Source organism: Steroidobacter gossypii, assembly GCF_016801985.1.
In the GTDB taxonomy this organism is placed as follows: domain Bacteria; phylum Pseudomonadota; class Gammaproteobacteria; order Steroidobacterales; family Steroidobacteraceae; genus Steroidobacter; species Steroidobacter gossypii.
Genome location: NZ_JAEVLS010000002.1, coordinates 422,051 through 436,559 on the forward strand (window position 1 = coordinate 422,051; position 14,509 = coordinate 436,559).

Sequence of the window (14,509 nt, forward strand, 5' to 3'; positions counted from 1 at the left end):
CCGTGAAGGTTTTCGAAGGATGTGTCGAGTCGGCATCGTTCAATCCACATCCACCGGCAAGACCGCGCCACGTGTCTGTAGCTGAGTGGCCGTCATGTCGATCTCGCGTATCAATGCTCTTGCTGGTGAGGCCAGGTCATCGCGATCGCGACGGCTGATGTGCACGGCGCAGCTACCTAGCGGCTCACGTGTGTTGATCTCCACCAGGTCGCCGGCTGCGAGATCGCGCGCCACGAGGTTGTGGGGGAGGACGGCGATGGCGGTGGACTCCCGCAGGAATTCGTTGGCAATGTGATAGTTGCCTTCGATGAAGTTGGTGGGGAAGGGCACCTTTTGTCCGGCGAACAGCGCGCTGACCGGGTCGCGAAACTCTCGATAAGGATGCGCGATGAACCACGGATAATCGAGCAACTCGCTGCGTCGAGGCGATCTTTTGCTGGTCAGCGGGTGCCCCTTGCGCACGACGATCACCAGCCGCTCGTTGAAGAGGATGCGATGGTCGAGCTCCGCCATCTGCTCGGAGGTGCCCGCATAGCCGATGACGAAATCCAGCTCGCCCAGACGCAACGCTGGCAACAAGTTGTCGTTGTGGCTCGGTACGACGGTGACCACGACCCGTGGATGTGTGCGCTTGAAACTTGCGAGCGCGAGCGGCAGCAGCGGCGAAGCTGTAATCGGCAATACTCCCACGTTGACATGTCCGAACTCGGCGTTGCGCGTGGCCTGAACCCGCGCCAGCCCTACGTTCAATTCCGACAGCACCTTGACCGCGTGTTGAATGAAAACGCGCCCGTATGCGGTCAGAGTGACGCCTTGCCGGCTGCGATCGAGCAGCTTGGCGCCAAGCGTGGCTTCCAGCTTGAGAATGGCGCTGGTTATAGCTGGCTGCGTTACGTCGAGTCGCTGGGCTGCCTTGAGCAGGCTGCCGCTGCGCGAGGCCTCGACGAAATACAGTAATTGCCGGGTTTGAATGCTGGTGTCCATGAGTCCGAGCGGGCGACCGCCGTTGTATAAACATCGTTTATAGATAAGCCCCGACAATCTATTCCCCGCCTGCCTATTCTGCAATCCATCGCGGCTGGCCGCTCGCATACGGCCACCGCAGGTTCATGGCGAAGGGGGGTTCGTGGCTTATATCGGCACCGACATCGGTGGGACGTTCACCGATCTTGTCTTGCTCACCGACGACGGTGACGTGCGCATCTTCAAGGCGCTGACGACGCCGGAGGATCGCACCCGCGGCGTGCTGGATGCGATGGAATTGGCCGCACGCGCGCTTGGCCTGTCCTCCGGCGAGCTGGTCGGAAAGCTGCAATACTTTTCGCACGGTACCACGGCGGCGACCAACGCCTTCATCGAACGCAAGGGCGCTCGCACGGGGTTGCTGGCCACGCGAGGCTTCGAGGATACGTTGCGCATTCAACGCGCGATGGGTGGCTGGATCGGTATGCCGACCCACGAAATCTCGCACTTCTCCAAGCGCCGCGTGCCGGTGCCCATCGTTCCTCAGCATCTGGTCAGGGGCATCGTCGAGCGCGTCGACTACAAGGGAGAGGTGATCGCGCCGCTGGATGAGGCGCAGGCTCGCGAGGCCATTCGCGAACTGCTGGCTGAAGGGGTCGAGTCGATCGCGATCTGCCTGCTCTGGTCGTTCCGCAATCCCGCTCACGAGCGACGCCTGGCGCAAATCGTCGAAGCAGAGGCGCCTGGCATGTTCGTTACGATGAGCTCGTTACTGGTGCCGGTCATCGGCGAATACGAGCGGACTTCGACGACGTCCATCAACGCCTATCTCGGGCCGGTCATTCATCGCTACATCAACGGCCTTGAGCGTGCCGTACGGGATTATGGCTTCAAGGGACCGATCTCCATCATGGAGTCCGGCGGCGGCGTGCTGCCAGCGTCGGAGGCGGCGTTTCAAGCAGCCAACCTGTTGACCTCCGGTCCGGCCGGCGGCGTGCTCGCGTCACAGAAGCTCGGTGAGTTGCTTGGCTACAAGAACATTCTCACCGCCGACATGGGCGGCACCAGCTTCGATGTCGGATTGATCGTCAACGGTCAGCCGCTGCTCGAGACCGTTCGTGAAGAAGGCCGCTTTCACGTGGCGTTGCCTTCCATCAAGGTGACCGCCATCGGCGCGGGTGGCGGCTCGATCGCTCGCGTGCAAGACGGCCACCTGACCGTCGGCCCGGAGAGCGCCGGTTCGACACCGGGTCCGGCCTGCTATGGGCGCGGCGGCGTCGAGCCGACGATCACCGACGCAGATGTGGTCTTGGGCATCATCGATCCGAAGTACTTCCTCGGCGGCAACATGCGTCTCGATGTCGAGGCCGCGCACGAGGCTGTCCGAAAGTATGTCGCTGAGCCGTTGGGAATGGACGTGGCGCAAGCGGCAGCGGGCATTCGTGAAGTCGCAAACAATCAGATGGCTGATCTGTTGCGACGAGTGACGCTGCGCGCCGGCTTCGATCCTCGCGATTTCGTACTGATGGCGTACGGTGGAGCGGGCGCCACGCATGCTCATCAATACGCGGAAGTTGCCGGCATCGCCACTGTCGTGGTGCCGAACACCGGACCTGCGCACTCCGCATACGGCACTGTCACGAGCGATCGGCATCGGTCGTTCTCCATCGCTTTCGGTCAGCACGCACCGGCGCGATTTCGGAAAGCCTCCGATCACATCGACCTTGCAGCCTTCAACGCCGGATTCGAGGGACTCGAGGCTCGAGCGCGCGAGGCATTGGGCGAAGGCGTCACGATTCAACGCTTCGTCGGCATGCGCTTCCGTCAGCAGGTGCATGAGATCAGTGTGCCCGTGCCCGAGGGGCGCATCGATGGCCGCCAGGTGGACTCGCTGGTCGACGCCTTCGAGGTGGAGTACGAGCGCATCTACGGCAAGAACACGGCGCTACGCATCTCGGGCGTCGAGTTCACCGTGTTGCGTGTCGAAGGCACCTCGCCGGTGATCAAGCCGAGCGCACGCAAGGTGCGGAGCACCGGGCACTCCAATCAACCCTCGGATCGACGGCAGGTTTATTTCTTCGGTCGAGGCTTCTTGCCGACGCAGGTCTACCGCAGCGAATCGGTCGGGCCGGGCGCACGGCTCGTCGGGCCCTGCATCATCGAGCGCCCGGATACGACCATCGTGGTCGGGCCGGGGCAGAGCGCCGAGATGGAGCCCTACGGAAACATCATTTTGACGATTGGTGCGCCATGAATGCACAGCGCCTGGATATTGAACGATCTTCTGTTTACGAGTACTCACGCAAGGAAGTCGACCCAATCACCTTCGAAGTGATCCGCCATCGACTGTTGTCGATCACCGATGAGCAGGCAGTGACGCTCGCCTCGGTGTCGGGCTCCTCGCTGGTGAACGAGGCAACCGACTTCAACACCGGCTTGTACCGCTCGTTCGGCGAAGTGGTCACGATGGGCAAGACGGTGACCTTCCATGCGGCATCGCTGTCGCTGATGGTGAAACACGTCATCGAGGATTGCGAGCAGAGCCCGGGCATCCATCCCGGCGACATGTTCATCGTCAATCATCCGCACAAGGGCGCGTTGCACTGTCCGGACGTGGGCGTGCTCGCACCGATCTTCCACGAGGGCAAGAGAATCGGCTGGACGGGCGGCTGCGCGCACCAGCTCGACGTGGGCGGCATGGTGGCCGGCTCATTCGCGTCGATGGCGAAAGACATCCGCCAGGAAGGCATGCTGATCCCGCCTGTGAAACTCGTCGATCGCGGCGAGCTGCGCACCGACGTGCTCAACTTCATTACCGGCATGTCGCGCCTGCCCACCAACATCAGCCTGGACTTGAAGGGCTTGATGGCGGCCAACAACGTCGGGGTCAAAGGCTTGCACGACACGATCGCGAAGTACGGCATCGACACCGTGCTGACCGTGATGGACGGCATGATGGAGCTGTCCGAGGCCAAGATGCGCAAGCGCCTGCAGGAGCTGCCCGACGGCGTGTTTCGCGCCCAAGCATTTCTCGATCACGACGGCTTCCAGAACAAGCTCTACAAAGTGCACGTCGAGCTGCGCAAACAGGGCGATTCCATCGTGTTCGATTACACCGGCTCGGACGATCAGGCGCCGGGTTTCATCAACGCGACTCGCACTGGTTTGTTGGCGGGCATCTACGCCGGCATTCTGCCCATCATCGCATATGACTTGCCGTGGAACGACGGCCTGCTGCGACCCATCGAGGTGAAGTCGCGCGAAGGATCGGTTGTTTCCTGCAAGTTCCCCGCGCCGTGCAGTCAAGGGCCGCTCGGTGCGATGTGGCTGGTGGAGGTGACGACGACGGAAGTGATGTCGAAGCTCATGGCAACGCATCCGAAGTATGTCGCCGAGGCGCAGGCGGCGCCGGCGAGCGGCCCGGACTTGTTTCATATTCATGGCAAGAATCAGTACGGCGAACCGGCGACCGCGCCGGTCCTGGAAGTGATGCTGTCGGGCGGCGGGGCCTATCAGCATCGCGATGGCATCACTGTTTCAGGTCAGCGCAATATCACTGCGGGTCGCGCGCCCAATGTGGAAGCGACCGAGCTCAAGCTGCCGGTGCTTTATCTGTATCGTCGCATCATCACCGATTCGAGCGGCGCAGGCCGCAACGTCGGCGGGCAGGCCGCGGGCGCGGCGTTCATCCTCCACGGAGTCGATGAAGTCGAGTCGCTGGTGGCGTGTCATGGCTATGAATCGCCCACCTCTCGCGGCCTGTTCGGTGGCTATCCGAGCGGCTGCAATCATCGCCGCTTCCTGCGGCACACGAACATTCGCGAGTTGCTCGCGAAAGGCGAGCTGCCCGACAGTCTCGCGTCGCTACAAGGCGAGGACACCGTCTTCACCGCCAAGCCGCCGGAGTTTGAATTCCATCGCGACGATGTCTACGAGTGCAATCCGACAGCCGGTGGCGGTTGGGGCGATCCGCTGGAGCGTTCGCCCGAGGACGTTGCCGCCGACGTGAAGGGCGGCGTGTTCTCGGCGGCCGTTGCCGAGACCATCTTCGGCGTCATCACACGAGACGACGAACTCGACATCATCGCGACACAGGCGCGTCGTCGCCGCTTACGCGCACAGCGCCTCGAATGGCCTGCAGCCAAAACTCTCGAGCGCGCGCCCCTCATCGGCCCCGAGGCGGTTGTGAAAGCCATCGTCGGAGACGTGGCGAAGTTCATTCAAGCGGGTGGCTCCACTTACTTCGTTTGCAATTGCGGCGTGCCGTTGGCGCCGGCCAACGAGAATTGGAAGGACTACGCGCGGCAGTCGGTCGCGAGCGCGAGTGACTTGGGACCGCGAGTACGCTTGCACGCGGATCTGGAAGTCGTGCGGCATGCTTGTCCTTCCTGCGCGAAGCTGCTCGACGTTGAAGTCAGGCGCAAGGGCGAGCCTTCGCTGCTCGATATCGAGGTCGCGTCATGAACGACGCAAGCGCCAGGTGGGTGACCTTTCAGAGTGGCGGCGACCTGGTTCGGGGTTATCTTGCGGAGCCTGCTGGAAACCGGGTGGTCGGCGCCATTGTGACGGCCCCTGAAAATCTGGGCGTCACCGAGCATCGCCAGGCGGAAACGCGCCGGCTCGCAGGCGAAGGATTTGTCGTGTTGAGCGTCGACATGTACAGCCGCATCGGCGGCCGGCCTCCGCAGGATTATTCGACGCCGGAGGAAAGGCGTAGCAAGGCGTTCCTGGCCGCCAAGGATGAAACCGCGGTACCCGATTTGCAGGCAGGGCTCGAGTATCTGAAATCCCTGCCGCGCGTGGATCGAACGCGAATCGGTGCAATCGGTTACTGCCTCGGCGGCGGCACCGCGCTCGCTTGGGCCGCGCGCTCGAAGGATTTGGCGTGCGCGGTGATTCTGTACGCCATTCCCGTCTTGCCGCCGGCGTATTCACCCGATGGCAAGGAGCGCTCTCGGCTCGTGTTGGCGAAACAGATCGGCTGCCCATTGCAGCTGCACTTCGGCGACAACGACGAGGCCATCCCGCTCGAGCAGACGCTCGCGCTGAAAGCAGCGCTGGAGCGCGATTGTCCGCATCCCGTGGATTTCCACATTCACGCCGGCGCGCGACACGCCTACATGGATAGCACCATCGAGCGCTACCACCCAGCGGCGGCGCGCGCCACCTACGACAGCTTTGTCTCCTTCTTTCATCAACATTTGGATCCGGGCGCGACGCGTGCGGATCGGAGCGCACGATGACTCTCTGGACCGATGCCTTGGGCTGCGAGATCAAGTACTACGACGCCGGTGGCTGGCGCACGCGTGTGATCGAATCGGGCACGGGCGTGCCGGTGGTCATGATGCACGGCTTGAGCGGTCACGCCGAAGGTTTCATTCGCAACGTGAGGCCGGTAGCGGCGGCGGGCTTCCGAGCGATTTCCATGGATGCGATCGGGCACGGCTTCTCGGCCAAGCCTACCGATGTCACTTACCACTCTCCGCTATTCGTGGAACACCTGAAGCGCTTGCTCGATACGATCGGGGCGCAGAAGGTTCATCTCGTCGGGCAGTCGCTCGGTGGCTGGACGGCGCTCAACTTTGCGCAGCTTTACCCGTCGCGAGTCGCATCGCTCGTCTCCATCACCGGCGCCGGTTTCCTGCTCGACGATGAAGCCAGCCGCAAGGAAAGCGAGGAGATCCACGCGCGAGTGCAGGCCGTCACCAAGAAGGCCAGCGAAGAGCCGACCCGAGAGAAGGTACGCGAGCGGCTCGAGTGGCTGATGCTGGACAAGTCGATTGTCACTGACGAGCTGGTCGAGACGCGCTACACGGCGTTCATGCTGCCGGATAGCCGAGCCGCGATGGCCAAGCTGGTGGCCGAGCAAGCCGGGCCGGACAACAGACGGAATCTGTTGACCGAGGAACAACTCGCCAGGATTCAGATCCCGACCAAGATCATCTGGAGCGATCGCAACCCCACGACCCCGTGGAGCGTGGCCAAGCGCGTCGCGGAGATCATGCCGAACGCGTCGTTCGAACTGGTGGAAGGCGCGGGCCACTGGCCGCAGTACGAGCAGGCCGCGGCAGTGAATCGCATCCTGATCGACTTTTTGCAGCGGAACTGAATCGTCATGGGCAAGCTGGTTTGGGCGGCGGCGACGGCTCACACGGGTGCGATGATGCGCGCGCCCGCGGGCGACAACGACGATCTCGAAAGAGCACAGCGCGTCTTCGCGGGATTTCGTACGCTCGGCGAATCGTTGAAGGCGGCCCGGCCAGATGTCTTGATCGTGATCGCGACGGACCATTTCCTGAGCTTCGACTACACCGTGCTGCCGATATTCGCGCTCGGCGCGGGCGAGCGTTTCGATGGCTGGGGCGAGTTCGGCGTTCCCAAGCGCGACTATCGCGGGCATGCCGGCTTTGGCGCGGCCGTGCACGGCGGCATGGTCGATGCGGGATTCGATCTGGTGAGCGCACGCGATATGAAGCTCGACCATAGCTTCTCGTGTCCGCTGCAGCTGCTGCTGGACGGCTGGGATCTTCCCATCCTGCCGCTGTACGTGAACTGCACCATCGCGCCACTGCCGTCGTTGCGACGATGTCTCGATTTCGGCGCGGCGCTGGGCGACGTGCTGCGTCGTCAGCAAGCGATCGAGCGAGTCGCCATCGTCGGCACAGGCGGCCTCAGCCACTGGGTGGGAATGCCGCAGACGGGCACCATCAATCGCGACTTCGACCAAAGGTTTCTCGACCTGTTTACCGCCGGCCGTTGCGAACAGATTGCGAGTTGGAACTCTGATGAAGTGATCGACTCGGCCGGTAATGGCGCCGCCGAAATTCGCAACTGGATCATGGCCGCAGCCGCGGCTCGATCGAAGGGAGCGAAGGTGCTGGCGTACGAGCCGGTCGCCGCTTGGAACACCGGCATCGGCGTCACGGAGCTGCTGCTATGAGCCGCTCCGGTCTGGAAGGCTTCTTGTTTCGGTTTGACAAGGAGCCCGCGCGTCAAGAGGCGTTCAAGGCGAACGACGCTTCGTGCTTCGATGGATTCGACTTGGACCAGCGCGAGCGCGATGTGCTGATCGCGCGCGATGTCGCGACATTGTACGAGTGGGGGCTTCATCCACTGCTGATTCGTAACTTTGCCGGCACGCTGGGCGTGAAGTACGTCCTCGAATATCGCAAGCGAGGGCTGCAATAGTGGGCGCGCTAGCCGACATGCGGGCGGCGCTCGCGACCGCGAATCACATCCTCGCTCACGAGGGAGTGGTGGACGCCTTCGGGCATATCAGCGCGCGCCACCCGGAGCGTCCGGATCGATTCCTGCTGTCGTGCTCGCGCAGCCCGGCGCTGGTCAGCGCCGAAGACATCATGGAGTTCGATCTGTCGAGCAATGTCATCGGTTCGGACGCCCGTTCGCCCTACCTCGAGCGGTTTATTCACGGCGCGATTTACCAGACCCGTCCTGATGTGCAGGCTGTGGTTCATTCGCACGCGCACGAGCTGATTCCATTCGGCGTCACGGCGACGCCGATCCGCCCCCTGATTCATGTCGCCGGCGCGATCGGCGCCAAGGTGCCGGTCTGGGATATCGCGGAGAATTTCGGCGATACATCGCTGCTCGTGACCAACGACGCGATAGGCCGGGATCTCGCGGCGAAGCTCGGCAGCAACACGGTAGCCCTGATGCGCGGGCACGGTGCTGTCGTGACCGGCAGCTCGGTACGCAATGCAGTGCTCACTTCCATTTATCTAAGTGTCAATGCGAGCCTGGATCTGCAATCGCGGGCACTAGGCGAAGTGAAGTATCTATCGGCCGGAGAGATCGACAAAACCGTGGCCGCATTGCTGGGCGAGGCGCCAGCAGCGCGTGCGTGGGAATACTTCGAGAAGCGATGCCGATCTGAATGACGCGCACGTCGCGGAAATAGAACGAGCACGCGCAAGTTGTTAACGGGGGCGGAATGAACACGACGTATAGAAAGCTATCATCGGTCGCTGCTATGGCGATGCTGGGCGGCCAGGCGTACGCGCAGAGCACGGCCGAGCCTGCCGCGGGTGGCAGCGGCTTGGAGGAGGTGATCGTCACCGCAGAGCGGCGCAGCGAATCGCTCCAGCAAACGCCGGTCTCCATCATCGCGTTCTCGGCGGAGAATCTCGAGCGAGCCAACATCAGAAATGTCGACGATCTGCAGACGTTTCTGCCCAACGTATCGATCGGCGGATCGGTGCCCGTCGGCAACTCGGCGCCGAATTTTACGATTCGCGGCGTGGGCCAGACTTCGGGGCGTGCGAACAACGAGAAGGGCGTCGGTCTGTACGTGGACGACATTTACTATCCACGCTCCACCGGCGCGATCCTGAATCTGCTCGATGTCGAGCGCATCGAGGTGCTGCGTGGCCCGCAGGGCACGCTCTTCGGCCGCAATACCACCGGCGGCGCGATCCGCTATATGTCACGCAAGCCGAAGGATGTGTTCGAAGCCAAGCTCACCGGCACGGTCGGTTCGTTCGATCGGACGGACATCGAAGGCCTGATCAACATTCCGCTTGGGGAGAAGGCGGCGTTCCGTGGCCAGGCGGCGTATTTCAAGCGCGACGGTTACGTGGACATCATCGGTACCGACGAAGCGCGCGGCAATCAAGACGACTATGCCATTCGCACGGCGTTGCGTTTGCAGCCAATCGACGATCTCACCGTCGATCTCACGGCCGCTTACACCAAGAACAAGAGCAATGGTTCTCCGACCGTGATCACAGGCGTCGGTCTGACCCAACCCAATGGCTTTCCCATCGGTCCGGTGGCGGCGTACAGTGCCTATCTGCAGAGCATCGGACAACCGGCGATTGGCATCGACGACCCGCACTTCGTTTCGCCGGACGGCTACTCGGTTTATGACACCTGCATCATGGATCGGGTGACGGTGGATGCGAGCCGCTTCGGCAACGCGCCCAATCTTTTGACGAACGCGTTCCCGAACGACCAGCTCTGCAACGCTCATCGCAGCACCGAGAACACCTTCCTCGCAGCCGACATCAACTGGACGCTCACCGACACGCTGGCGCTGCGCTCGCTCACCGGCTACAACCACGGCACCGACGTCGACCAGGACGATTACGGCCAGCTCGGCGCGCAGACCAATCTCACCGTCAACGAGATGGATTCGATTTCGCAGGAGCTGCAGCTGCTCGGCGATCACGACAACCTGCAGTGGGTCGTTGGGCTCTATTACTTCCACGAGACGCCGGCGGAGCGGCGGTATAACCGCGAGCTCACCCGCGATTCGGCGACGTTGCAAGCAGAGTGCTGCATCGGATTCGATGCCGACGTGCAACTGACCACCGATAGCTACGCTGCGTTCGGCCAGGCGTCCTACAAATTCACCGACAAGGCCCGTGTGACGGCCGGCTTGCGCTATAGCTACGACGAGAAGGACGTGCTGATCAGCAAGGTTGGCATTTTCACCCCGCAGCTGCCGCCAGGCGGATCGCCCCAGGGCAACAGCAGCCATTGGGATGCAGTCGATTACCGTCTGACGCTCGACTATCAATGGACCGACCTGTTCATGACGTACGCGACGGTGTCGAAAGGATTCAAGTCCGGCGGGTTCAACATCGACATCACCTCGATCGGCTCGGCGCCGCCCCAAGTCACCAAGTTCGATCCCGAGACGGTGGTGAATTACGAGCTCGGGCTTCGTTCGCAGCTGTTCGATGACCGGGTTCGCGCCAATCTCACCGGCTTCTTCATGGAGTACGACGACCTGGTGGTGCAACTCGCCGACTTCTCGCGAGGCGCGCTGCAGGTATTGTTCCTGAACGCCGGTAAGCTCGACATCTACGGCTTCGAAGGCGAGTTCACGGTCGCGGCGACCGACAATCTCACCTTGAGTGCGAACGTCGGCTACACCAAGATCGACTACGTCGAGCTGCCGCCCAACAGCCCGCTGCTCATTCCAGGCAGCTGCCCCGGCGGCCCGTTGACTTTCGAGCGTTGCGACGCGCAGCCACTGGCCCGCTCGCCGGAGTGGACGTACACCGCGGGCGCGCAGTATTCGCTGCCGCTCACGACGGGCGAGCTGAATTTCAGCACCAATTACGCATACAAGGACCAACAGTTCTCCAACAACGCGACGTCGAATTCCATTCTGTTGCCGTCGTATGGAGTGATGACGGTGCGCTTGGAATACGACTCGGGCGCGGCTTGGAAAGTGGCCGCGTTCGGCACCAATGTGTTCGATGAGGAGTACATCACGACCGGCACCAACGGTCGGACCAACGTGCTGGGCACGGTGTCGCAATCGCCAGGCCGACCGGCCGAGTGGGGCCTGAGCGCGACATGGCAGTTCTAACAGCCAGCGATATGAGTCAGGCGCGCGAGCAGGCAATCGCCGCAGCGGCCGCAGCGTTGCAGAAGGCATGGGTTAGCGGACAGCCCTGCGCGCCGGTGCGTCATCTTCTGCCGGCTGACGACGTGGCTGTCGCGTACGCCGTTCAAGAAGTGAGGACGGCGCGCCTTGTGGCTGAAGGCCGGCGCGTGATCGGTCGCAAGATCGGTCTCACCTCGCGCGTCGTGCAGCGGCAGCTCGGTGTGGATCAGCCCGATTACGGAATGTTGTTCGATGACATGGATGCGCCCTTGGGCGCGCCGATCGATTACCGGCGGCTGCATCAGCCAAAGGTGGAAGCCGAAGTGGCCTTCATCCTGGGTCGCGATCTCGACGATGCCAGGCTCACCAGCGCGGATGTCCTGGCCGCGGTCGATTACGCCGTCGCGGCGATCGAGATCGTCGGGTCGCGCATCCAGCAGTGGGACATCAAGCTGGTCGACACCATCGCCGACAATGCCTCGTCGGGGATGTTTGTTCTTGGCCATGAGCTGCGTCGGCTCACCCAATGCGACGTTGTCAATGCGACCATGCGCATGACGCGAGGAGCCGATGTGGTTTCGACGGGCAACGGCGCGGCTTGCATGGGAAGTCCCTTGTCCGCGGTGCTGTGGCTGGCGAAGACGGCGGCAAGCCTGGGCAAGCCGCTGCGCAGTGGTGACGTGGTGCTGGCGGGGGCGCTTGGCCCGATGGTCGGTGTGAAGCCGGGCGATGAGTTCGAAGCCCGCATCGACGGCCTTGGCAGTGTCAAGGCGACGTTCGGCCTGGAGGAAAGCGGCGATGCCTGACACCCATGTCGCAATCATCGGCACCGGCAACATCGGCACCGATCTCATGATCAAAGTGCTGCGGTTGTCGCGCGTGCTGAAGATGAGCGCGTTCGTCGGTATCGATGCAGCTTCGGAGGGCTTGAAGCGAGCTGAACGCTTGGGGGTCGCGACCACGGCGCGCGGGATCGAAGGGTTGCTCGCCATGCCGCAGTTCGAGCACGTCGACATCGTCTTCGATGCAACCTCGGCGAGTGCGCACGGACATCACGCCGCAATCCTCAAAGCGCATGGCAAGATCGCGATCGATCTGACCCCAGCGGCCGTCGGGCCCTATGTGGTCCCCTCGGTCAACGGCGATGCTTGTCTGGATGAGCCGAACGTCAACATGGTCACCTGCGGCGGCCAGGCGACCATTCCTATCGTGGCCGCCATCAGCCGGGTAGCCAGGGTCCACTACGCCGAAATCGTGGCTTCGATCGCATCCAAGTCGGCGGGCCCGGGCACCCGAGCGAACATCGACGAATTCACCGAGACCACTGCACGGGCCATTGCGGAACTGGGCGGAGCACAGCGCGGCAAAGCCATCATCGTGCTCAATCCTGCCGAGCCGCCGCTCATCATGCGCGACACGGTTTACTGCCTCACGGGCGATGCAGACACGGCCGCGATCGCAGCCTCCATCGACACCATGGTGGCGGAAGTGCGCAAGTACGTGCCTGGCTATCGCCTGAAACAACAGGTGCAGTTCGAGCGCATCGAAGCCGCCAGCCCCTTGCGCATCCCCGAGATGGACGCGGCGTTCAGCGGCTGGAAGGTCTCGACGTTTCTCGAGGTGCAAGGCGCCGCGCACTACTTGCCCGCGTACGCCGGCAATCTGGACATCATGACCTCGGCGGCCTTGCAGACCGCCGAGAAGATTGCGCTTCGTTTGCAAGCGAAGGCGGCGGCATGAGCTTCGATCCGCGCACTAGCAAGCTCTACATTCAAGATGTGACGTTGCGTGACGGTATGCACGCCATCCGTCATCAGTATGGCATCGAGCACGTCAAGGCAATCGCCAAGGCATTGGACGCCGCGAAAGTGGATGCTATCGAAGTCGCGCATGGCGATGGACTCGGCGGCTCGTCATTCAACTACGGCTTTGGCGCGCACACCGATTGGGAATGGATCGGCGCGGTTGCCGAAGTGCTCGAACACAGCGTACTCACGACATTGCTGCTGCCGGGGATCGGCACGGTAGATGACCTGAAGCGCGCTTACGATCTGGGTGTTCGCTCCGTGCGAGTGGCGACTCACTGCACCGAAGCGGATGTTTCTAAACAGCACATCGAAGCCGCGCGCAGTCTGGGCATGGACGTGTCCGGATTTCTGATGATGAGCCATATGTCCGCGCCAGAAGCGCTTGCTCAGCAGGCGAAGTTGATGGAGGACTACGGCGCCCACTGTGTTTATGTCACCGACAGCGGGGGTGCAATGACCATGGATGGTTATGCTGCTCGCCTGCAAGCCTATGACCGGGTGCTCAAGCCCGAGACGCAACGAGGTGTACATGCGCATCACAACCTTTCGCTGGCCGTCGCCAACTCCGTCGTTGCGGTCCAGAACGGCGCGATCCGAGTCGATGCGAGCCTCGCAGGCATGGGTGCGGGCGCCGGCAACGCGCCTTTGGAGGTTTTTATCGCCACGGCGAATGTTTATGGCTGGCAGCATGGCACGGACTTGTTTGCGTTGATGGATGCGGCCGAAGATCTAGTCCGCCCGCTGCAAGATCGGCCAGTGCGCGTGGATCGCGAGACGCTGACACTTGGCTATGCTGGCGTCTATTCCTCCTTTCTGCGGCACGCGGAGAAGGCGGCGGCGTCCCACGGCCTGGATACGCGAGACGTGCTGATCGAGCTCGGCCGGCGACGCATGGTTGGCGGGCAGGAGGACATGATCGTGGACGTCGCTTTGGATCTGGTCGCCGCACGCGAGGGCGCCCGATGACGACACAACTCGATCGCGCCTCGATGCCTCAGTCGCCGGATGCGCCCGATCGCATGGCAGGCATGGTACCCGGCGTCCGCGCGGGCGGATTCCTGTTTCTCTCGGCGATTCGCGGTCGGCATCCGAAAACGAATACGATGCCCGACGATGGCTACGAGCAGGCGGTGCAAGCGTTGTCCAACCTCGAGGCTGTGCTGCGCGCCTCCGGAGCGACGCTCGCGCATGTGGTCAAAGTCACGCTTTATCTGCATGATCTGGAGATGCGCAAGCCGTTTCATCGTGCCTGGCTCGAGTTCTTCCCGGAGAATCCGCCAGCGAGGATCGCCGTGTGCGTGGCAAACGCGAACGCAGCGCCCGGCGGCAACGCGCATTACGCTTTGGATGTGATCGCGCTGGCGCCGTGAGGCACGGGCGC

At 62.6% G+C, this 14,509-nt stretch carries 13 protein-coding genes; 12 read left to right on the plus strand and 1 reads right to left on the minus strand.

The window, feature by feature from the left end; genetic code table 11:
• Positions 1-39: 39 nt before the first annotated feature.
• Positions 40-984, minus strand: coding sequence for a LysR substrate-binding domain-containing protein (locus tag JM946_RS09130; RefSeq protein ID WP_203166981.1), 945 nt, complete (start codon positions 982-984; stop codon positions 40-42).
• Positions 985-1,126: 142 nt separating this feature from the next.
• On the opposite strand from JM946_RS09130, the gene JM946_RS09135 reads away from it, so the two are divergent.
• The 12 genes from JM946_RS09135 to JM946_RS09190 all read left to right on the plus strand — a co-directional run bounded on the left by JM946_RS09135 (position 1,127) and on the right by JM946_RS09190 (position 14,498).
• A complete protein-coding gene (locus tag JM946_RS09135) occupies positions 1,127-3,217 on the plus strand; it encodes a hydantoinase/oxoprolinase family protein (RefSeq protein ID WP_203166982.1) in 2,091 nt (696 codons plus the stop codon).
• The gene (locus tag JM946_RS09140; RefSeq protein WP_203166983.1) at positions 3,214-5,427 is read left to right on the plus strand and encodes a hydantoinase B/oxoprolinase family protein; all 2,214 of its coding nucleotides are present in this window, start codon (positions 3,214-3,216) and stop codon (positions 5,425-5,427) included. Before JM946_RS09135 ends, JM946_RS09140 begins: the two co-directional genes overlap by 4 nt.
• Positions 5,424-6,206, plus strand: coding sequence for a dienelactone hydrolase family protein (locus JM946_RS09145; RefSeq protein ID WP_203166984.1), 783 nt, complete (start codon positions 5,424-5,426; stop codon positions 6,204-6,206). Before JM946_RS09140 ends, JM946_RS09145 begins: the two co-directional genes overlap by 4 nt.
• Complete coding sequence (locus tag JM946_RS09150) at positions 6,203-7,072, plus strand: alpha/beta fold hydrolase (RefSeq protein ID WP_203166985.1); 870 nt, start codon at positions 6,203-6,205, stop codon at positions 7,070-7,072. Before JM946_RS09145 ends, JM946_RS09150 begins: the two co-directional genes overlap by 4 nt.
• 6 nt (positions 7,073-7,078) lie before the next feature.
• Positions 7,079-7,903 carry a DODA-type extradiol aromatic ring-opening family dioxygenase gene (locus tag JM946_RS09155; protein ID WP_203166986.1) on the plus strand — a complete coding sequence of 275 codons (825 nt, stop codon included), beginning with the start codon at positions 7,079-7,081 and terminating at the stop codon, positions 7,901-7,903.
• Positions 7,900-8,151: a hypothetical protein gene (locus JM946_RS09160; protein WP_203166987.1), complete on the plus strand. Its 252-nt coding sequence runs from the start codon at positions 7,900-7,902 to the stop codon at positions 8,149-8,151. The genes JM946_RS09155 and JM946_RS09160 overlap by 4 nt, the downstream gene beginning before the upstream one ends.
• 17 nt (positions 8,152-8,168) lie before the next feature.
• Entirely contained in the window at positions 8,169-8,861 is a 693-nt protein-coding gene (locus tag JM946_RS09165; RefSeq protein WP_230979638.1) for a class II aldolase/adducin family protein, read from the plus strand.
• A gap of 92 nt (positions 8,862-8,953) precedes the next feature.
• Positions 8,954-11,302: a TonB-dependent receptor gene (locus tag JM946_RS09170; protein WP_203166989.1), complete on the plus strand. Its 2,349-nt coding sequence runs from the start codon at positions 8,954-8,956 to the stop codon at positions 11,300-11,302.
• Positions 11,290-12,126: a 2-keto-4-pentenoate hydratase gene (locus JM946_RS09175; RefSeq protein WP_203166990.1), complete on the plus strand. Its 837-nt coding sequence runs from the start codon at positions 11,290-11,292 to the stop codon at positions 12,124-12,126. The genes JM946_RS09170 and JM946_RS09175 overlap by 13 nt, the downstream gene beginning before the upstream one ends.
• The gene (locus tag JM946_RS09180) at positions 12,119-13,060 is read left to right on the plus strand and encodes an acetaldehyde dehydrogenase (acetylating) (RefSeq protein WP_203166991.1); all 942 of its coding nucleotides are present in this window, start codon (positions 12,119-12,121) and stop codon (positions 13,058-13,060) included. The genes JM946_RS09175 and JM946_RS09180 overlap by 8 nt, the downstream gene beginning before the upstream one ends.
• The gene (dmpG, locus tag JM946_RS09185) at positions 13,057-14,094 is read left to right on the plus strand and encodes a 4-hydroxy-2-oxovalerate aldolase (protein WP_203166992.1); all 1,038 of its coding nucleotides are present in this window, start codon (positions 13,057-13,059) and stop codon (positions 14,092-14,094) included. Before JM946_RS09180 ends, dmpG begins: the two co-directional genes overlap by 4 nt.
• Entirely contained in the window at positions 14,091-14,498 is a 408-nt protein-coding gene (locus tag JM946_RS09190; protein ID WP_203166993.1) for a RidA family protein, read from the plus strand. Before dmpG ends, JM946_RS09190 begins: the two co-directional genes overlap by 4 nt.
• The last annotated feature ends 11 nt before the right edge of the window (positions 14,499-14,509 follow it).

What these genes read in the sequence shown, in the direction of transcription:
- JM946_RS09165 (WP_230979638.1), top strand. Translation starts at nt 8,169, where the DNA reads ATGCGGGCGGCGCTCGCGACCGCGAATCACATCCTCGCTCACGAGGGA.
- dmpG (WP_203166992.1), top strand. Translation starts at nt 13,057, where the DNA reads ATGAGCTTCGATCCGCGCACTAGCAAGCTCTACATTCAAGATGTGACG.
- JM946_RS09150 (WP_203166985.1), top strand. Translation starts at nt 6,203, where the DNA reads ATGACTCTCTGGACCGATGCCTTGGGCTGCGAGATCAAGTACTACGAC.
- JM946_RS09140 (WP_203166983.1), top strand. Translation starts at nt 3,214, where the DNA reads ATGAATGCACAGCGCCTGGATATTGAACGATCTTCTGTTTACGAGTAC.
- JM946_RS09180 (WP_203166991.1), top strand. Translation starts at nt 12,119, where the DNA reads ATGCCTGACACCCATGTCGCAATCATCGGCACCGGCAACATCGGCACC.
- JM946_RS09190 (WP_203166993.1), top strand. Translation starts at nt 14,091, where the DNA reads ATGACGACACAACTCGATCGCGCCTCGATGCCTCAGTCGCCGGATGCG.
- JM946_RS09170 (WP_203166989.1), top strand. Translation starts at nt 8,954, where the DNA reads ATGGCGATGCTGGGCGGCCAGGCGTACGCGCAGAGCACGGCCGAGCCT.
- JM946_RS09130 (WP_203166981.1), bottom strand. Translation starts at nt 984, where the DNA reads ATGGACACCAGCATTCAAACCCGGCAATTACTGTATTTCGTCGAGGCC.
- JM946_RS09175 (WP_203166990.1), top strand. Translation starts at nt 11,290, where the DNA reads ATGGCAGTTCTAACAGCCAGCGATATGAGTCAGGCGCGCGAGCAGGCA.
- JM946_RS09155 (WP_203166986.1), top strand. Translation starts at nt 7,079, where the DNA reads ATGGGCAAGCTGGTTTGGGCGGCGGCGACGGCTCACACGGGTGCGATG.
- JM946_RS09160 (WP_203166987.1), top strand. Translation starts at nt 7,900, where the DNA reads ATGAGCCGCTCCGGTCTGGAAGGCTTCTTGTTTCGGTTTGACAAGGAG.
- JM946_RS09145 (WP_203166984.1), top strand. Translation starts at nt 5,424, where the DNA reads ATGAACGACGCAAGCGCCAGGTGGGTGACCTTTCAGAGTGGCGGCGAC.